This is a genomic window from Bacillus sp. NEAU-Y102, assembly GCF_054788175.1.
Genome location: NZ_JBTWFK010000014.1, coordinates 141,287 through 161,797, shown reverse-complemented (window position 1 = coordinate 161,797; position 20,511 = coordinate 141,287). Strand labels below are relative to the sequence as shown.

Sequence of the window (20,511 nt, the reverse complement as noted above, 5' to 3'; positions counted from 1 at the left end):
GTGGGATAAATGAGGCCTTTGTTAATTCAGGTTGATTCAAATATCCTCGTGCTAATGCGATACCTCCTATATAAAGTTCACCTACTGTTCCAATAGGGACAAGTTTTTTAGCTTCATTTAATACATATACCTCTACATTGGGAATGGACCGACCAATAGGAGGTGCTCCATCTCCTTTGTATATTCCCGCAACGGTATAAACTGTAGTTTCTGTTGGACCATACGCATTAATAAAAAGGTGATTTTGCATCCATCGTTTTGCCACTTGTTCACTACAGGCTGACCCCGCAGAAATAACAACCTGTAAATCTTTAAATACAGATTCATCTAACAAATTAAGTACCGTAGGGGGTAAAAGTGCATGTGTAATTTTATTCTTTTGCAAGAACTGAGTAAGTGGTTCAACTGGCATAATATCGTGTTGACTACATACATATAAAGTTCCACCTGAAACTAGGCTAGTAAATATCTCAAATACTGAAGCATCAAATGATAATGAGGCAAATTGAATATTTCTACTGTCTGAATTCATTTTTGTTAAATTAATACTAGAAATAATAAAGTTACATAAGCTTTTTTGTTCAATTAATACCCCTTTGGGTTTTCCTGTAGATCCAGATGTATAGATTACATATGCCAAATTATCTGGTTTAACTTCAATTGTAGGATTTATATTTTTTTCTCTCGAAATATTCATTTCATGTTCTTTTATATTAATACAGTCTATTTCTTTAGGTATCCACTGTGTTGGATGGTTTTGGGTTAGCAATACTTGTATGTTGGCATCTTTCAAGATATATTTAAGCCTCTTTGTTGGATATGCGGGATCTAGTGGGACATATGCGCCACCAGCTTTTATTATTCCTAATATACTTACAATCATCTCTAAAGAACGTTCTATATAAACCCCTACCATACTTTCAGGGCCTATGTTTCGTTTTTGTAGATAAAAAGCTAATTGATTTACTTTTTCATTTAATTCCTTATAAGTTAACTGTTGATCTTTATATACCAACGCAACAGAATCTGGATTCTGAATTACTTGCTGTTCAAATAATTTTTGAACAGTGTGTTCTGGTCTGTTTGATAATTTAAGATTAGTATTCATTATATCACTCCTTGAATATTATATTTAACAGTACTCATAGCGGTCCCAACAACAAAGCGCGAATTTCGTACGCTCAGGAATTATAAAGATTATAGCCTTAGCGTACAGAATCTATGAAATGTTGGTGCTACCCCATAAGGAAAACGTAAACAATCTCATTAGGCATATTAACTTTTAGGGGCAATGCCTTAATAAGTCAATTATATAACAAGTATTAACATTTGAAGATTTAAATTTTAAAAATTTAGTCAATTAAGAAAACAGAATGATTCATTGTATTTGCATCCCTAAAAAAATCCCATCTGTTCATTTTGTACAAAAAACTTTAAATCAACATTGATATTATAATGAATTAGTTAAATTATAAATATAAGTAAATAGCGAAGAATATTGCATTCTTACTGAAAGATATATATATTTATCTAAAAATAATATATGCATTAAATATATACATATAGTTATACGCATCTATTAATAAATCCATCATCATCTTTTCTTTTTAAAGTGTTCCAAATATAAATTAATGTATAATTTATATATAACAAAGAAAAAAGCACCTACTCTTATAGGTACTTTTTTCTATTTTGATTAATTGTGCATCTAGTTACAATTGCGACTTCATTTATATTTGAACAAAGGTTAACTAAAATGAGTGGGTCTATAAAAGATTACTATTTAAATAATATAAAAATAGATTGTTCAAATTAAGAATTCTAAAGATCCTAGATTATGCCTAAACAGATAAGTAGCTAACCATCTCTACACTCGATACCACAGAAAGACTGCCAAATAACTCTTCCGACGTATCTTTAAGGTTGTCACTATAAAAATGCTAACGCGCAATGGCTGAATATATGGTTCTGAAGAAAAGTAGCATTTAAACACCTCATAAATAGTAATAAATTATACAAATAACTTATTTGCATCTAACTCGTAGCCGGCATTTTTTAGCTCTTTAAATAACGCCATGTGCCAACCATTCCCTGAATCATAGTTAACATATACAACTCCTGATATATCATTTGGTTTTTCGATATTATCTTTAACTAATGCACAAACATTGGATCTTCCCAATCTAGCAATTAGATATCCATGTTCAAATACAACATTTTGTCTAGCTCTCATTTGTAGTTCATCATCATTCTTAGCCTTACCTAAATCACAAGGCGTATAAAGTACAATTCCAAACCCTACCTCTGTATTATTTTCTATTTTTTCAATAATTGTTGATCCACCACTAGCTTGTTCATGTAAAATTATTGGTTTCAAATCTAACCTTTCCAGAAACCTAGCGACGGAAATTTTTACACTCTCATCATGTCCATGTACTATAAATACTTTTTTATTATCAATTTCAGTAGATGAAGGACTTACTGATAATTTTAGAGGTTCTCGCATTCTTACTTTAGCTTCTTTTATTATTTCTGTTGTTACATCTTGAGTACATTCATCATCAACAAATGCATCCTCTTTTGTTACAAACCAAGCAATAGTTTCTGGTGTTTGAGCATCTATTATTTCTACTATAGCTTTTATTGGCAATTCTGTAGTTTTTACTTGTATTCTAACTATATTTTGAGCCTTTAAAAAATAACCGTTGAATTGTAGTTCTTCTTTTTGTAGGTTAAGAAAAGAAGACATCGCTTAAGATGTCTTCTTTTACTTGTACACTTGGTGTTAAGAAGGTATTTATTGCTTAAAAACCATAAAAAAATATAACAATCATCGAGTAAACATATTATAGCATCAATAAATAGAGTTTTTATATGAATCTTTACATATATATAGATTTATTTATGTTTTATCTATATAGTTAAATTGTCTGTTTCTTGTTTTAATTCGTTTGTTTATTTTGAGTGCTCCAGCAATGGAGCCTTTTTTTATGCAATAAAATATTTTCTTATCATTACTTAGTTGATCTATATTAACTTTACCCTCTTAAATTATATCTATATTTTACCAAAAAATATATAGATAACCAGTTTTTTCTAATAATCTAGTGGATTGATAATTTTAATGTTAGTTATTAATACTTACAGGAAAATTCAGTATGCAATGGAAATTGAGAAATCAAGAATTATAAAAAACTTATAGTATCTTTCGGAAAAATATATTTATAATCCATATATTAATATGTTATAATTTAATTTCTAAAACTACCAAAAAAGGACTGCCAGTAATGGTGGTCTTTTTAAATTGGTGAGATTGTACTAGGTTGAGCAAAAAAATGGAACCGAAAAAGTTATTTCTAATGAGGATAGCCTTCTTATGATGAAGTTTAATTCAGTGGATCTGCAAGCAAACATAAAAGAAGGAAAAAATTACAATTTTAATTTACGTGGATATAGAGTACCTATACTTTCATGGTTTCCAAATTTAGATGGTGTCGAACCACAAAATTAGCACTATTCTTTAATAAAAAATCCTACTCATTTTTTACTGAGTAGGATTTTTTATTAAAGAGCTATTTCGTATTAATTTGTGCCATCATTTAATATGCTATTTTTAAATGATTTCCAAATTTGATAACTAATTATCTAAATTTCTAAATTCTATACAGCACTATCAATTAAACAATTATTAAATATATCTTCTATCTAAAACATCGTATTATCATTAGCTGCTTCACTTGGAATCTCTTGAATTACATCCCAGTGTTCGACAATCTTTCCATCCTTGATACGAAATATATCCACTATAGCAACTCCCTTATCTTGAGAATTAGTACGAGAGTGTACATGAAGAGCAACCGTATCCCCTTCAGCTACTACACGTTTAATCTCTGCAGAGGAATTAGGATTTTTAACAAAATCCTCCTTAAAGAAATCCATGAAGGCTTTTCGTCCATCAGCAACAAAAGGATTATGTTGCTTATAATCTTCGCTAACATATTTAGGGATAATATCGATATTATGTTTGTTAAAAACTTCATTATAGAAATCAACTACCATCTTTTTATTCTTTTCATTTTCTTTCACTTCTTTTGATACAGAAGTAACATTCTCGCTCTTTATTGAGTTCCCTTTGTTATTACCGGTGGAAGCTTGATATACCAAAGTCGAAACTACTCCTAAAATAAATACAGAAATAATTGTTATGATTAAACTTTTCTCTAATTTCATATATACCTACCTCTTCTACTTAAATAAGTTTTCTTCTATAAAAAGTTTGAAGAAGGAGAAACCTTCCCCAAAATGTAATGTCAGGGGTAATGTTAGGAATTTCATTTATCCTCCCCCTATACAAGGCATATTAGAAACGATTAACTCTAACTTAATACCTCATTAACAGTTGCACTGTCCACAATTTGAATAAACTTCTTAACCTTATCGTTCTCATCAAACTTATAAAGATGACAAAAATCTGCTACAAATGACTTCCCTGTAGCTTTATATGTTCCACTATATTTTCCATACACAATAACAGTATTGTTATTAAAAGTATAAATTTCATCTTTAGCGCTATAGTCATCCCATTCCGTGCCAAGACGTTCATGTACGTTTTTCACTACTTCATCTGGACCTATATAAGTACCTGCATATGGAAACCCAGCAGCTTCTGTCCAAGATACATTTTCACTTAAATATGTTTTGAACGCATCCAATTTCCCTTCGCCAGTTAACACATACGTTTCATGTAATAGTTTTTGATATTTATTCATATCATTAACCCCAAGGCATTTCTTTTGTTACAACTTTTGCACTTAATTCTAATACACCTTTATTTGCAAAGTCTGGATATGCTGCTTCAAGTTTTGCCACAAAATCTTTTGAAGTTCCACTTTCCTCAGAAGCTTGAACCGCAGTTCTTAGATAATCCATTGTCGCAGTAAGTGCTTGATTATTTAGGGACTTTTCGATTGATCCATGGCTAGGTACAATTATGTCAGCATGTAATGCTTGTAACACTTTCAAGTTCTCAATCCACGCCTCCATCGTCGCTTTTGAACTAGTATCCGCTAAGAATACATGTATTTCGTTAAATACATCAATACCACCAATTAATACTTTCAGCTCTTTATTAAATAAGCTAGTTCTGTAATGATCTAAGCCTACTAGTTCAAATGTTAACCCCTGAAAATCAATCGCTTTTTCTTTAAACACTTGAGGTAATATCACGTTACTTGGTGCATTTTCTCCAAGGACGTCTTTCCAAACTTTTAATTTCCCTAAGACAGAATGAACGATATGTTCAACAGTAGACTCTGTTGCATACGCTATAGCTTCTGGGTAAACGGCTTTAATGCTCTCTAATCCAAAGTAGTAGTCTGGATCCCCATGAATAATAAAGATTTTATCTAAAGATAAGTCGTTTTTTTTCAGATACTCAACAATTTCTTTCGAATCAGATTGAGTAAATTTTGAGTTTATTAAAAATGCATGTCCTGCTTTCTCAACTAATGTTGCTGTGACCATAAAGCTTTTTTCGTCCGAACTAAACACCGTTAATTTCACATCTTTTTGATTTGTATCGATTGTTTTAAACATAGTATGTTATTCTCCTTTTGTTAAAGTTATTAACTAATTATCATATTTTTATCTTGTTCCGATAAAATCTCCCACTCCCATTTATCTGAAAGTGTAATAGTACTGGCGAATATTCCGGAGATGAATGTCAGGTGGCCTAAGATAACATGTTTGCTACTATATCCTAAATTTTCTTAATATAAATTTTTAAAACGCGCTTCAATTTTATCCGGCGTCATTACGCCACCACCAATAGGAATAATTTGATTATCCTTTTGTAAAAGTAAGGAAGGATAGCTATTAACACCAAGCTGTCGAACTTTATTGAAATCATTTTGGACATCTATTATTGTTTCTTGAGCGTTTAAACGTTCTAATACTTGTTCAGGGTCCAAACCATGCTCGATTGCAATTTTGCGATATGTTTCAGGATCACTCAGACTTTGGCCCTCATAATAAAACGCTTTTTGCATAGCCGAAGTGAATTCTAATAAACGGTCTGGCGCTAATGAGCGTAAAGCTGAAAAACCAATTGCAGCATCTTTCGAATTCATTTTAAAAGTCCCTTCCTCCACCAATTTTTGATATGAAGGACCAAATTCAGCACCTGTAAGTTGATTAATTCTTTTATTTCCTTCTTCTATATATGAAAAGTTTTTCATTGGTAAATTATCTAAAAATAACCCTCCACATAAAACTGTTAATGGCACTTCAGTGTGGTTTTTGTAAAATCCTTTAATACTTTCTGAAAAACCATAGCACCATCCACAATATGCATCCCATACGTAAATAAGGTTATCTTGTTTCGTCTCCATTTAAATCTCCTACCTTTTTTTTATTATCCAGCTCAACTAAATTTTTGGTTTATATAAGTACATCTTTTTATACCTTGTTCTTTTTTAGATACCTTACTATATTTCCCCAAAACTAATATTTCCAAAGAAAGATCCACCAAGGTTTTTAACAAAAGATAACGTTGCACCTTATTGCCCCGTAACAGAAAATACTAAAACTTAGAATATGCATTGATTTGAATGTGTTAGTAACTTTCTACACCGGGTGGCAACGTATGGACCACCATCCTTAATTAAATATATAAATCATATTTTTAGCAGATATTAGTTGTAACTAAATCGATTACATCTTTATGTAACTATTTTAGTTACAACTAATATAGAAGTCAATTCTTTTTTTCGAAAACATTAAATTTCTACATTATAACGAAATTCTGTGTTAACTTATAACAAAAAAAGAGGAACCATCTCCTCTTCATAAATAAACACTATTTAATTTGTTCCTTATACTCCTTGTTAACAAGTACATACCATTTTCCTGTATCAAATTTTTCTTTATTAATCACGTAAACTTTACTTTCTCTCCTTACCTCCCCTGGTTTTAATTCCTTAGTAATAGTAGAGGTCTCGCCTTTTTCAACCGCATAACTACTAGCTGCCAACACATCACTTTGGTAAGCATTATCATTTTCATCCACTAAATCCACTGATGGTAAAACGGCTAATTTCATCGGTTCGTTTGTGATATTTTTCCCTTCTGCTTCTACAACAATAAAGACATGTCCATCTTCAGGTTTTTGGAATCCTATACTTTCTTTACCAACCTTATCTCTTTCTACAACTCTTTTTACAGTTACATCAAATTTAGGTGTATGAAAATCCTTGTTTACAGCATACTCTTTTTCTTTTATTTTTGATTTCTCTTTTGTTTGTTCTGTATTTTTCTGCTTTGTATTCTCTTTCGTTTTCGCCTCATCAGTTGTTTGCACTTTCTTTTCTTCTTGTTTAGAATTGGTTTCTTTAGATTCTGAAGAAGTTTTGTCGGATGTATTGCCGCAACCAGATAAATTAAATACTAAAGCGCCACCTAAAATACATGTAGTAAATTTTTTCAACATCTCTTTTTATCCCCCAATAACACGATATGTAAATTCCTTACTTATCATAGCAAAAAATACAATCTTAAATTGTTGCATCTTGTCGAATGATTAAGAATAATCAAGTTACTCCACGTCCTCTTTTATTATAAAGGTAAATATAACGTCTATAAAACCTGCTATAATAGGTTTTTACACCCTTAGCGTACAATTTTTTACTTTCGGTAATGTGCCCCCCATTTGAAGGATAATTGGAATATTAAGACCAACTGATAGAGGTGTTTGCGTGGAATTATTTGAGTATTATAAAAAAAGGGGGAAGTTGAAGTGTTTAATTGGAACTGGGCTTTTTCTTTATGGATTAATTGGTATGTATAATACTTGGGGTAATATTAATTGGGGACCAGTAATCTTAATTATTATAGCTTCTCTTGTATTTTTTAGTATTGGATTTTGGCAATTAAGAAAAGGAAATTTACTAGAAAAAAATATAGTTAAAAATGATTTAACATTTTGGGATATTGATACTTATGTTTTGTTAGAATTACCCAGCAATAATAAACATTTAGGTTTATATACTCCTGATGGAAGATATGTAGCAGGAACAAAGATGATTTCTTCAACATTACCTATTTTAAAAAACAAAAAAGTTTTTGGATTGGAAGCAAGTGATGGAGAAATTCTTGCATATTTTCAAAGTGAAGTTGAAAATTATGATTGGGCTATTTATGATTCGAATTATAATTGTGTAGGTATGTTTAAAGAAAATATGATACAAGGATTTGGAATGGTACGTGGTTCTTTGATGAATGAAAAAGAGATAAAAATTTCTGAGATAGAAGTGGAATTTGATTTTTTCGAAACGTCTTTTCATACAATGGATGATCGTATATTAATAAACTGCAAGAGGGGATATATGCCTTTAGAATGGAGTGAAAGATTTGGCTTAAATGTACCGATTATTAAATTAGGTAATAATATTTCTAATACTGAAAAAATATTTGGTTTAGGTATTCTTCTTTATATTTTAGAAACAATTAAAGTAAGAAAAAGTAGGATTTTTAATGATTAGAATTAAATATTTATATTATGAAATTTATTGAATCTTTTATTAGAGATTACATCGCTGAAAGTGAAATATTGTATATTTTAGAATTACTTTACGTTCACTTCTTGAAATTGAGGAGCATTTGTTATGCCAGAACCAACTGGAAATGGAAACGGCAAGCGAGTATACTCCGCTTGCCGTTTTTTCATAGCTTCGTATGTATTTGAATTCCTTTTGCTTTCTCTTCTTCACCCTTCACACGTACAATTAAATCATATGATCCGGATTTTGGCGCTTCAAAAGAAAGCAAACCTTCTTTTTGAGAAGTGACTTCTTCTTCATAAATGACCTTATCGTCTTTTGTGACTTGCAATAAAATCGTACCTTCTTCAACTGCTGCCTCATAAGGAATTTCCACATTTCCTTTTTCAGCTTTAAGCGTTTGTACATCGTAATACCCCTGCAAAGAACCAATTGTTAAAGTCGTTTCGCCATTTTTTTGAACCTTTGTGACTTTTGTTGCTGTATTACATGCGCTTAACAATACAACAAGAGTCAAAATGAGAAATGAACGAAGCAATTTCATAGAGAGTCCCCCTTCCATTAAATATATTAAAGATAAAATATACAATCTAACATATCATTACAATTATAGTTGAAAAATAAGGAAAATTATATAACAGGAAATGCAACTATAAACAATCACTGACCATTAGTCTACAACCAACCCCACACCCCAACACAAAAGAAAAAAGCACCAGGTCCCCCCTAGTGCTCTCCCTCTAAAACAAATGACAAGCCACCTCATGCCCCTTCTCAATCTCCACCATCTTCGGTACTTCCTGTGCACATTTTTCAGTGGCGAATTTGCAGCGCGTTCTGAATTTGCAGCCGGATGGTGAGTTTAGTGGGCTTGGTACTTCTCCCTCTAGGATGATCCGTTCTTTGCCTGTGTTTGTTGGATCTGGTTCTGGCATAGATGAAAGTAGTGCTTGTGTGTATGGATGTGCCGGTTTTGTGTATAGGTCTTCACTGTCGGCAATTTCTACTATGTTTCCTAAGTACATGACTCCGATTCTGTCTGATATGTGCCTTACCATAGATAGGTCATGTGCGATGAATAAGTATGTGACGCCTGTTTCTTCTTGAATGTCTTGCAGCATGTTTACGACTTGTGCTTGGACTGAGACATCGAGTGCTGAGATTGGTTCGTCACATAAGATAAAGTCTGGTTTTACAGATAGTGCCCGCGCGATGCTAATGCGCTGGCGCTGGCCTCCGCTAAATTCGTGCGGATAGCGATATAAATGTTCTTCTTTTAAACCTACCTTTTTCAGAAGGTCTAAAATGATTTCTTTTTGTTCTTCTTTTTCGTAGGAACCGTGAATGTTCATCGGTTCGCTAATAATTTGGAATACGTTCATTGCCGGGTTTAATGATGCGTATGGATCTTGGAAAATGATTTGCATTCTTTTTCGATATTCTTTTAGTTCACTTTCCTTTAAACTTGCGATATCTTTTCCGTCAAACAAAACGTTACCTGAAGTGACATCATGTAAGCGAATGATACTTCTTCCTGTCGTTGATTTTCCACAGCCAGATTCCCCTACTAACCCGAATGTTTCACCCTTTTTAATAGTGAAGCTTAAGTCATCGACTGCTTTTAATTGCTCTGTTTTTCTGCCGAATAGTCCTTTTTTAATAGGAAAATACTTTTTTAAGTTCCGAACTTCAATTAAGTTTTCTTCATGCATGTGAATCACCTACTGTCTTATCGTTTAACCAGCACATGGAACGTCTTTTGTTTCCGATTTCAAAATATGGCGGACGTTCTTTTTCACAAATGTCCATCGCATGCGGGCAACGCTCTGCGAATGGGCAACCTTGTGGCGGGTTTAATAAGTTTGGCGTTACACCTTGAATAGGAGCGAGTCTTTCTTTTACGCCGTTCGCTATTTTTGGCAAAGAGTTTAATAGCCCTTTCGTATATGGATGATTCGGCGATTGGAAAATATCAAGTACAGGTCCTTCTTCCATAATAAGCCCGCCGTACATAACGATAACGCGCGTACAGTTTTGCGCGACGATTCCTAAGTCATGCGTAATAAGAAGTAACGCCATATTCGTTTCGTTCTTTAAGTTTTTCATTAAATCTAGTATTTGCGCCTGTATCGTTACATCAAGTGCAGTCGTCGGTTCGTCAGCAATAAGAAGGTCCGGATTACAAGACATCGCCATTGCGATCATAACCCGCTGCTTCATACCACCGCTTAGTTCATGCGGATATTGTTTTACCCTTTCTTCTGGTGACGAAAGGCCGACTTGTTTTAACAAGTTGATCGCAATCTGCTCTGCTTCTTTCTTTTTCACTTTTTGATGACGTATAATTACTTCCGTCATTTGTTTCCCAATTTTCACGACTGGATTTAGCGCTGACATTGGGTCTTGAGAGATAAGTGAAATTTGATTTCCTCTAATAGAACGTAATTCTTTTTCAGATTTAGAAAGTATGTTTTCATTATGAAAAAGGATTTCCCCTTCTTTCACTTTTCCTGGTGACGTAACGAGAGACATAACAGACTTCGCCATTACACTCTTTCCGCTTCCAGATTCCCCAACGATACCGACTACTTCTCCTTTATTTAAGCGAAATGTAACGCCGCGAACCGCTTCAACTTCGCCACTTTCTATGAAAAAAGAAGTCTTTAAATTTTTTACTTCTAGTAGTTTTTCAGACACGCTTCTCACTCCTTTCACTTAACACTTTAGTTTTCATGTCCGGCTCCTTTTGGTGCGAAAGCTTTCTTCAATGCTTCACCAATTACGTTAAAACTAAGTACCGTTAAAAGGATAAGGAATCCTGGGAAGAGTGTTAAATACCAAGCTTCACCAATATATCCTTGCGCATTGTTTAGCATGCTGCCCCAAGAAGAATCTGGTTCTCTAATACCTAAACCTAAGAAACTAAGTGATGATTCCATTAAAATCGATGTCGCAATTGTTAATGTCGCAGCGATAATAATGGTCGATAAAATGTTAGGAATGATATGTCTTACAATAATCATAAGTGATTTTTGTCCTGATACTTTTGCGTATAAAACGTACTCACGCTCTTTTACAGATAACGTTTCTGCCCTTACAATACGGGCGGTGTCCATCCATGTTAGTAATCCGATAATAAGAACTAACGTCGTAATTCCTGGTTTTAAATACGCATTTAATAGTAGCATTAAAAAGAATGATGGAATTGACATAAGTACTTCAACAACCCTCATTAAAAAGTTGTCTAACTTTCCGCCAAAATATCCGCTAATTGTTCCAACTGCGGTACCGATTGTAATAGAAACAACCATCGCAAGAAAACCGACCGCAAGTGAAACTCGTCCGCCATATAACGCTCTCGTTAAGTAATCTCTTCCGTAATCATCCGTTCCGAAAGGATGACTCATACTTGGTTCTTGTAAGCGATCTGGAATCGACATTTTGCTAGGATCGTACGGCGATACGAATGTGAAAATTGATGCGACCGTTAAAATCGCAAGTATAATAACTCCCATTGCAACAAACTTATTTTTTGTAAAGCTATGTTTTATCGTTTGAAATCTCCTATTATTCATTCCAAATCACCCCCTCATTCGAATGCGCGGATCTACTACGCCATATAAAATATCAGCAATTAAGTTACCGAGAATTAACATGAATGATGATAGTAATGTAATTGCCATGATAATCGGATAATCAAATCTAAAAATAGCATTTACCCCAAGTGAACCAAGACCCGGCCATGAAAATACTGTTTCCGTAATAAATGCTCCGCCTACTAAACTTGGAATCGATAATCCGAAAATTGTAATGATTGGTATTAATACATTTCGAAGTACGTGATTAAATAAAACCGTTTTCTTTGAAGCACCGTACGCATATTGAATTTGTACATATTCTTCTTCTAATTGCTGAATCGTACTTGAACGAATATATCTCATATAAACAGATACGTTTTGGAACGCTAGCACCATACAAGGTAAAATTCCGTGTTGCACAATATCCCAAACAGAATCTTTACCTACGGTGCGCATACCCATACTCGGAAGTAGGTTCAATTTTAAAGAGAATAAGTAGACTAATAATAACGCGAACCAAAAGACTGGCATTGAGATTCCCACATAAGAGATAAAGTTCACAATGCGATCAAAGATAGAATTCTTTTTCACACCTGTAAGTAGTCCAAGTGGTATTGCGATTACGAATGAGACGAGTAAAGATGATCCCATTAACCCAATTGTTGCGGGTAATCTTTCTGCGATAAGATCTAAAACAGGACGATGATTTTGAAGTGAGTAACCAAAGTTCCCTGTTAAAATATTTTTTAACCATAAAATATACTGCACGTAAATTGGTTGATCTAGTCCTAAACTTTTGCGAATACGCTCCACATCAATTGGACTCATATTTGGCGTTACAAAGTTTCGAACCGGATCCCCCGGTGCTAGTTTTATTAATAGAAAAGAAATAATAGAAATAACAAATAAAAGCGGAATTGCATTTAAAAGCCTCTTCGCAATTACTTTATACACAAACTTCCCCCCTCAAGCTAAAGTGAAACTTTCATTAGCCTACATCAATTAGGCTTTAACTTGATAAAGAAGCTGATTTCCACCAGCTTCTTTATTGTTTCTTATTTCACTTCATAAATCTTAGATAGATCTTCAAACATTGTGACAGGAATTGCTTTCGCTTCTTTTAATCCATCAAACTTTTTATCTACTGCAATAACTGCTTTCGGATACGCGATTGGTAGATAAGGTACGTCTTCTCTAGCTGTCTCTTGAATTTTATGGTATAGCTCTGCGCGTTTTGTTTTATCTGTCTCAACTGCAGCTTCTTCCCATAACTTATCGAAATCAGCGTTTTTATATCGTGCATAATTGTATTCAGCATTGCTTAAGAATAAGCTCTTATATGAATCTGGCTCAGGTCCCATTATGTAACCACCAAATGTAATGTCATATTCTTTATTCTCTTTATCTAAGCCTTTTTCACTTGCCGCACTAGCATCTAATGCATTTAGTTCAACTTCTAAGCCAACTTCTTTTAATTTTTGTTGTGTATAAAGCGCTAAGCTTTCCATAATTTTATTATTCGTTACATACATCACACGTACTTTTTCCTTATCTTTCACGCCAGCTTTTGCTAATAAATCTTTCGCTTCTTTTTTATCATACTTATAGTCTTTAATATCTTTCGCATAATACATAGCGTCTGGCGTTAAGATTGAATTTGCTGGTTCTGCAAATTCACCCGAAACGAATGCTGAGTTAATCATTTCTTTCTTATCTAACGCATGTGCAATTGCTTGGCGCACTTCTTTTTTCTTCATAAGATCAGTATTCATGTTATAAGATAAGTAGAATAATCTACCTTCAGGGAATGTCACCATTGAGAAGTTCCCAGTGCTATCTAGTTTCTTAAAGTCTTGCGGCTCAATCATCTTCATGTTGATTTGACCATTTTGCAGTGAAACATTTGCTGTATTACGGTCTTTTACAACGCGGTATACGATAGAGTCTAATTTAGCTTTCCCACCTACATAATCATCAAATCGATCTAATGCAACGTACTCATCTGATTTATACTCTTTAAACTTAAACGGCCCTGATCCTACAGGCTGTAAGTTTTTCTTACTCTTCGCTAAATCTGCTTCCCCTTCAAATACATGTTTCGGAATTGGGAAGAAATCATTCATCACACCTTCGAAAGATGCGCTTACTTGTGGTAAAACGAATTGAGTTGTTAACTCATCTACCTTTTTCACCTCAAGCGGCTTTCCTTTAAAAATAAAGTTTTCACGACTTGAGCTATTTTGCTTCTCATCCAAAATAGATTGGAATGTAAATGCTATATCGTCTGATGTAATTTTCTTACCATCATGCCATTTCAAATTATCTTTTAATTTCAATGTCCACGTTAATTGATCTTCTGAAGGCGTAAAGCTCTCAGCAAGAACAAACTTTTTCTTACCGTCTTCCATATGATATAGCGGCGCATATAAAGCTTGCTGCACAGTTAATGACACACGATCATTCGCATAAAGCGGATTCATCGTATCTGGATTATCGCTAACACCAATCGTTAACGTTCCTCCATCTTTCGGAGTCCCTGATTTACTAGTGCCCGCTTGCTTCGAAGAATCTTTTTCCCCAGAACAAGCCGCTAATGCAATAAGTAGTATTAGAACAAATGGTAATGCAAATAACTTCTGTTTCATCTTTCGGCCCCCTCGAACTGTTTATACCCATAAGAAAACTCGGAATTAATCCCGAGTTTTCTTATAAGTTTTAAATTACCACTACCTGTATGTAAAGTCAAACTTTTTTGTAAATGTGGAAAGTTTGCAATTTATTAATTCATTTTTGCCATAAAATATATTTATAAGGATGATAAAATAAAAAGACCACCAAAAGGCAGTCTCAAAACTCAATCTTACTCCCTACTCCTTGCTCCACCGCTCTCTCATACAAATACTTCGCAACGATAATATCCACTACTGCCAAACCAACTGATTTGAAAATAGTAATCTCTTCATCGCTTTCGCGGCCTGCTTTTTCCTCGCTTATAATTTGACCAAGTTCAGCGTGAATGGCGTTCGCTTTGAATAGACCTTCTTTTATCGGAACTTGGAGATCGCCTGTTTCGTCTAGTGCTGCTTCTTTTGATTCGACTACTACTTTGTTTGCGCTTGTGATGGCGTGAGATGGTAGTTCTTGCATGCTCGGTCTGAATGAGCCGACGGCGTTTACGTGGACGCCTTTTTGTAGTGTTTCTGAGAAGACTGGTGTGGATGCGTTCGTAGTTGTGACGATGATGTCTGCTTCGCTTATTGCTTCATTTGGATCTCTATAAACGTATGCTGGTTTACCTAATTTCTCTTGTATATATTGCGCAAATGCATACGCTTTTTCTTCTGTTCGATTGTATAAAATGACCTTTTCGATATCTCTAACTGCAAATATTGCTTCGGCAATCCCCTTTGCTTGTTCACCCGTGCCGATAATGCATAAAGTTTTTGCGTTATGACGAGCTAAATATTTTGTCGCTACTCCTGATAAGGCACCTGTTCGAATCATCGTTAAGTACGATCCTTCTAAAAGTGCGAGTGGTTCTCCCGTTTGAAAGTCTGATAGCATCACAATCCCATTGATTGTTTTCTTTCCTATCTGTTTATTTTGCGGGACTACCGTTACTATTTTTACTCCAAGTGCCTCAAGCCTTTCCGCTACTGAAGGCATAATTAATGCCGTATTTTTCTCGTTCGCAAATGGTAATGACCCCCTTATTGGTGTAATCGTTCTTTCTGCGGAAAATTCTTTTAAAGCAAGCGCCGCGTATTCAATAACTTCATTCATATTTACTAAGTTTCTTTGTTCGTTCGCGCTTATGACTAGCATATTTGTTCACCTCCTCCTCTTATCCTAACAAAAATCCCCGATTCAAATCATCCCTCGGATCTACAACGAACTGATGAAACCCTGTAATAAATGCATGCCCCGTTACTTTCGGAACGACAGCTTTATATGTATCTACTAGGGTTACCGACAATACTTCTCCCTCGAATTTCCCATCAGTAATGCATTCGTGGACGAACATTTCTCCCTTTTGTAAGGCATCTTTTTCAAAAAGAGTTGCGATTCTCGCTGAAGTTCCTGTACCGCAAGGAGAACGGTCTACTTGCCCATCAGCAAAAATCGTCACATTTCGTAGCGTAGCGCCTTTTTCTTTCGGTTCATCTGAAAATATAACGCCGTATATTCCTTTCAAACCTTCTTCAAGTGGATGTTTCACTTCCATTTTACTCTCTATATAATGTTTAATTTTATTGCCCCACGTTTGAATAGCAGGCAAGTCTTTAAAATCAACTTTCAAACCAAATTCTTTACAATCTACAACAGCGTAAAATGCTCCTCCAAACGCAATATCTACTTGAAATTCATAGTTATCTATTTTAATAGGAACGTCTTTTTTGTATACAAATGAAGGAATATTTTCAAATGATACAGATTCTACTTCACTCCCGTTATATTTTGCATACGCAACAACTTCTCCGGCCGGGCTATCAATAATGAACTTTTGTTTTTCACCCTTTACTTCAAACATGCCTGTTTCAATTCCAACTGTAATGACAGCAATAATGCCATGACCACACATCGTACTCCATCCTTCATTGTGCATAAATAACACGCCAAAATCAGCATGAGCACTTGCTGGCGGTGTAATGATACAACCGTACATTCCGTGATGCCCTCTCGGTTCATACATCAGAACTTCACGAAGGTAATCCAAATGTTCCATACAGTATGCGCGTCTTTCCAACTGCGTTTCCCCTTTTATTTCTGGCACTCCGCCCGTAATAATTCGAAGCGGTTCCCCAGCTACGTGTGCATCAATCGTTGTATATATTTTACTAACCTTCATTTCTATCTCTCCCCTATACGTTGATACTATTTCCAACGCAAGTATCATGCCAAATCGTATAGCATTCCTTTTTTCAAATCCCCTGGACAATGTGTATTCTTTTTTCAACAAATTCATATACAACTGTCTACTTTTTTATACACGGCTTGGACGTTACGCTATAAAACACCTCGATAACTTTGCAATTTCACTGGTACACACATGTAGGATTCCTTTTATCATTATTATTTTCAATGTAAAGTTACTTCGCTCCCAAACATATACTGTTCAAAAGCAAAAAGGAAGTGATCCAATGTACTACGGAACAAAAGGCTGGTACGTAGCTGAACTAAAAAAATTAGGCGTACGCTATCATGAAGGACGAAAACTAGAAAGTTACCGCGGGCACATATTACGCAATTTATTAATTGCACAACAAGAGAAATTAAAAGAACAGTAATAGATTCTCCTATCACAATATCAACTTATCGCCGCCTACAAACTGCCAATCAATCACACATTAAACTACACTAAAAAGGTCACCCAAACGGGTGACCTTCCTTTCTTATTCACAAACAAGAATTTGTCTAGTAAATGACCCTTTTCTTGTAATACAGCGATCTGTAATTTCAAATCCTGCTTCATGGATCATGTCATCCATTGTCTCCATCGTTACAACGACTACCTTTTTAGCAATGCGGCGCGCACTTGAAAGAATGGAGAGCTGGTCTTCTGGTGTGGCATGCGTAAATAAGTCATACGGCATATCGATAATTGCAACGTCGTAGTTCTCAGTAATTTCTTCAATTGGTCCTTTTGTTACTGTTCCTTCAAATCCAAAATGTGCGATGTTTTTTCTCGTTCCAAGAACTACAAGTGGATTTATATCTCTACCAACGATATTAATCCCCATAGAAAGTGCTTCTACTACTACTGTTCCAATACCGCAGCACGGGTCAATTGCTCGTACTCCCTCTGGATTTGGTACAGCGATATTGGCAACTGATCTCGCAACACGTGTGCTAAGAGATGTCGAATAACTATGCGGTTTTTTTATGTGATGATACCAAACTGGCTCACTTTCTACATAGTGTCCGAAGTACCAGCGTCCTCCAAGAGGAACAATCCCGAATACACGCTCTGGATTACGAACATCCGCTTCTCCTTCAATATGCATGCCGAGGTCGCGTTCAATGAGACGTCTTTCCCCATATTCAATTTTATTCTCTCCAACGAGGTCATTGATTTTAACGAAAATAACTTTAAATGACGCCCCCGCCAAATCAATTTGTTCCACTTGTTTTAAAATGCTTTCTAAGTCGTCTCCTTCATACATAACCTCAACGCGCTCTTTCATAAACGCACTTCTACTCGGGTCAATTTTGACATCACTTTTCAAAATATTAACGTGAGACTCCGTTCCAAAGAACGAGCGCATTTCCAAGTAACATAAAGCACGCTCCTCCTCACGAAATGCATACGTATATATACATGCAGGTGTTGTACTATGATTACTCAATCTATTATCATCCTTTATCGTTTAAAATTATTATGATTACAATTATTCGAATATCTTTTTTACGTAAAATTAAATGATATCACATGCCGGAAATAAAGAGAAACGTTAATAAATAAAAGAGACTGCCTATTGGCAATCTCTTTTGATTTATTAACGGAAAGAAGATACGTTATTACCCATTGCTTCGTAGTAATCTAAAATACCTTGATAAATCGCTTCTGCTGCACGTTGTCTCTGTGCTGCTGTAGCGATTTTATTTGCATCATTCTTATTATCTACAAATGCTAATTCTGTTAATACAGCTGGCATTGTATTTTCTCTAATTACGTATAAATCGCCTTTTTTCACACCACGATCTTTTGTTCCCAGTGCATCTACAAGACGCTCTTGAATTTTTTCTGCTAGTAAACGACTTTCTGATACGTTAGGATTTGTTCCTCTTGCTGTCGCTGATTCATAGTAGAACGTTTCTGTACCTTGTCCATTTTTCTCTTCCGTGCCATTACCATGAATGCTTACAAAAATATCCCCATTATTTTTTTGAGCAAATTCTACACGTTTCTTTAAAGAATCAGAAGCACTTGTTCCTGGACGTGTATCATCTGTACGAGTGAATAACACAGTAAATGGTGTCTTTTTCTCAAATATCTTCTGTAATCGCAATGATACATCTAATACAGTTTCACTTTCTTTCTCATAATAACCTGGATTACCTGAATCAACTCCGCCATGACCTGGGTCAATGATAATCGCTTTTCCTTCTAAGAAGTTACCCTGCTTCACTGGATTTAATTGATTTTTATTAACCCATTGGAAACCAGCGCCCATGCGGATACGAATCCAGCTGCCGTTCTCTTCAATAACAGTTACTTGTTGTGCGCTATGTGTTCCCATTACTTTTGAAGAAGAAGAAGCTTCTGCATAAGTAGTGAATCCTTCATTAATAACTTCTGTTTTCTCTACTAAAGGTGTCCATTTATCACCTTTACTTGTTGCAATTTTGATCCATCCATCTCGTTCTTCTTTAATTTCAACCATTTGTGGATTATGCTGATTTGCACTAATCCCAGAACTTAATGATGGTGCGTGATATGTAATGAATTTTCTATCTATGTACATTTTCTTTGTTTCTACTGGACGATCACTATTCTTGCTAAATTTATCTGTTTGCGCAGTAAGCTGAGCTGCTTGTTCACGCGTAATAGAATCATTCGGTTTCCAGCCATTCTCTGTACCTAAAGAAAGTTTTAATTCTACTAAAATATTAACTTCTTCTTTACCCCAATGATTCTCTAAATCAGCGAATTTTGTAGGAACTGGTCCTGTTACTTTGCTCTTCAGATTATATGCTCTTACAAGCATAGCTGCCATTTCAGCACGAGTTACTTTTCCTTCAGGATCAAATACTCCTGGTTCTCGCCCTTTAATAATATTCTCTTTTTCCATGGCTGCAATAAATGAAGCTGCCCAACTATTTTTTGCATCATTATAAGACGGCTTTGCATTTGGATCTACTTTAGCACCAATTGCTGTTGCGATAATCTTTGCTGCCTGGGCACGTGTTAAATTTCCGTATGGCATAAAGTTACCATCTGGCATACCGTTAATTACATTTCTCTCTACTAAATAATAAATTGCGTCTTTCGACCACGCACTATCTGAAACATCAGGAAATTTCTTCGTTTCTGCTAAACTACTAATTGGATGTGCTAGTAAATTTGCTGCTAATAAACCTGCGGCTATTGCTTTGTACTTCATGAAAAATAAATCTCCTCTCAAAACTTCATATTCATACAATTTTTTTAATCAAGCTAACTAAAACATATTAACTATTAATTAATTCCTTTCATAGTGTATAACATTATATATCTATAGTAAACACGTTTCCGGCCGTATAACAAAAATCGCATATATATAACTTATAATGAATGTATATAAAATAAAACTTTAATCAGCCCACAAATAGCGGGCTAAAAAAGCGATTAGAACATGTCTCCTAATCGCTTCGCCAAATAAAAAGCTGATTAAAAA

19 protein-coding genes are annotated in these 20,511 nt (G+C 34.7%); 2 read left to right on the top strand and 17 right to left on the bottom strand.

Annotated features, from left to right (window positions below):
- From ACYFX0_RS27620 to ACYFX0_RS27590, 7 genes are all read right to left on the bottom strand, one after another.
- Nucleotides 1-1,108: amino acid adenylation domain-containing protein (locus tag ACYFX0_RS27620; RefSeq protein ID WP_142398851.1), on the bottom strand; the 1,108-nt coding region annotated here is incomplete at its 3' end.
- 903 nt (nt 1,109-2,011) lie between these two features.
- Entirely contained in the window at nt 2,012-2,749 is a 738-nt protein-coding gene (locus ACYFX0_RS27615) for a TIR domain-containing protein (RefSeq protein ID WP_000093953.1), read from the bottom strand.
- 956 nt (nt 2,750-3,705) lie between these two features.
- A complete protein-coding gene (locus ACYFX0_RS27610; protein WP_000764218.1) occupies nt 3,706-4,230 on the bottom strand; it encodes a nuclear transport factor 2 family protein in 525 nt (174 codons plus the stop codon).
- Nucleotides 4,231-4,376: 146 nt separating this feature from the next.
- Nucleotides 4,377-4,769 (bottom strand): nuclear transport factor 2 family protein, encoded by a 393-nt coding sequence (locus tag ACYFX0_RS27605; RefSeq protein ID WP_001046367.1) that lies wholly within the window; start codon nt 4,767-4,769, stop codon nt 4,377-4,379.
- Nucleotides 4,770-4,773: 4 nt separating this feature from the next.
- A complete protein-coding gene (locus ACYFX0_RS27600; RefSeq protein ID WP_460272027.1) occupies nt 4,774-5,595 on the bottom strand; it encodes an MBL fold metallo-hydrolase in 822 nt (273 codons plus the stop codon).
- A 173-nt stretch (nt 5,596-5,768) separates the two neighbouring features.
- The gene (locus ACYFX0_RS27595) at nt 5,769-6,389 is read right to left on the bottom strand and encodes a DsbA family protein (protein WP_000448622.1); all 621 of its coding nucleotides are present in this window, start codon (nt 6,387-6,389) and stop codon (nt 5,769-5,771) included.
- A 467-nt stretch (nt 6,390-6,856) separates the two neighbouring features.
- Nucleotides 6,857-7,486 carry a DUF4352 domain-containing protein gene (locus ACYFX0_RS27590; protein WP_000913403.1) on the bottom strand — a complete coding sequence of 210 codons (630 nt, stop codon included), beginning with the start codon at nt 7,484-7,486 and terminating at the stop codon, nt 6,857-6,859.
- Nucleotides 7,487-7,751: 265 nt separating this feature from the next.
- On the opposite strand from ACYFX0_RS27590, the gene ACYFX0_RS27585 reads away from it, so the two are divergent.
- Nucleotides 7,752-8,537, top strand: a complete 786-nt coding sequence (locus ACYFX0_RS27585; protein WP_079245114.1) for an ABC transporter ATP-binding protein — start codon at nt 7,752-7,754, stop codon at nt 8,535-8,537.
- Between the two features lie 181 nt (nt 8,538-8,718).
- On the opposite strand, the gene ACYFX0_RS27580 is transcribed toward ACYFX0_RS27585, so the two are convergent.
- From ACYFX0_RS27580 to ACYFX0_RS27545, 8 genes are all read right to left on the bottom strand, one after another.
- Nucleotides 8,719-9,099, bottom strand: coding sequence for a BA_1872 family lipoprotein (locus tag ACYFX0_RS27580; RefSeq protein ID WP_000771857.1), 381 nt, complete (start codon nt 9,097-9,099; stop codon nt 8,719-8,721).
- 196 nt (nt 9,100-9,295) lie between these two features.
- On the bottom strand, nt 9,296-10,267 hold the full coding sequence (locus ACYFX0_RS27575) for an ABC transporter ATP-binding protein (protein ID WP_000544137.1): 972 nt from the start codon (nt 10,265-10,267) through the stop codon (nt 9,296-9,298).
- Entirely contained in the window at nt 10,260-11,252 is a 993-nt protein-coding gene (locus ACYFX0_RS27570; protein ID WP_001291161.1) for an ABC transporter ATP-binding protein, read from the bottom strand. The genes ACYFX0_RS27575 and ACYFX0_RS27570 overlap by 8 nt, the downstream gene beginning before the upstream one ends.
- Nucleotides 11,253-11,278: 26 nt before the next feature.
- A complete protein-coding gene (locus ACYFX0_RS27565; RefSeq protein ID WP_106082159.1) occupies nt 11,279-12,130 on the bottom strand; it encodes an ABC transporter permease in 852 nt (283 codons plus the stop codon).
- Between the two features lie 6 nt (nt 12,131-12,136).
- Complete coding sequence (locus tag ACYFX0_RS27560) at nt 12,137-13,087, bottom strand: ABC transporter permease (RefSeq protein ID WP_000278790.1); 951 nt, start codon at nt 13,085-13,087, stop codon at nt 12,137-12,139.
- A 101-nt stretch (nt 13,088-13,188) separates the two neighbouring features.
- Nucleotides 13,189-14,778 (bottom strand): ABC transporter substrate-binding protein, encoded by a 1,590-nt coding sequence (locus tag ACYFX0_RS27555; protein WP_000810663.1) that lies wholly within the window; start codon nt 14,776-14,778, stop codon nt 13,189-13,191.
- Between the two features lie 202 nt (nt 14,779-14,980).
- Nucleotides 14,981-15,958 (bottom strand): ornithine cyclodeaminase family protein, encoded by a 978-nt coding sequence (locus tag ACYFX0_RS27550; RefSeq protein WP_000960312.1) that lies wholly within the window; start codon nt 15,956-15,958, stop codon nt 14,981-14,983.
- A gap of 19 nt (nt 15,959-15,977) precedes the next feature.
- Nucleotides 15,978-16,982 (bottom strand): proline racemase family protein, encoded by a 1,005-nt coding sequence (locus ACYFX0_RS27545; protein ID WP_106082163.1) that lies wholly within the window; start codon nt 16,980-16,982, stop codon nt 15,978-15,980.
- Nucleotides 16,983-17,190: 208 nt separating this feature from the next.
- Between ACYFX0_RS27545 and ACYFX0_RS27540 the strand changes: the two genes are divergently transcribed.
- Entirely contained in the window at nt 17,191-17,421 is a 231-nt protein-coding gene (locus ACYFX0_RS27540) for a YflJ family protein (protein ID WP_074790672.1), read from the top strand.
- A gap of 105 nt (nt 17,422-17,526) precedes the next feature.
- Here the strand turns inward: ACYFX0_RS27540 and ACYFX0_RS27535 are convergent, their stop codons facing one another.
- Together ACYFX0_RS27535 and ACYFX0_RS27530 are read right to left on the bottom strand one after the other, a co-directional pair.
- Nucleotides 17,527-18,480, bottom strand: a complete 954-nt coding sequence (locus ACYFX0_RS27535; RefSeq protein WP_106082158.1) for a TRM11 family SAM-dependent methyltransferase — start codon at nt 18,478-18,480, stop codon at nt 17,527-17,529.
- A gap of 150 nt (nt 18,481-18,630) precedes the next feature.
- Nucleotides 18,631-20,238, bottom strand: a complete 1,608-nt coding sequence (locus ACYFX0_RS27530) for an N-acetylmuramoyl-L-alanine amidase (RefSeq protein ID WP_106082157.1) — start codon at nt 20,236-20,238, stop codon at nt 18,631-18,633.
- Nucleotides 20,239-20,511: the final 273 nt, after the last annotated feature.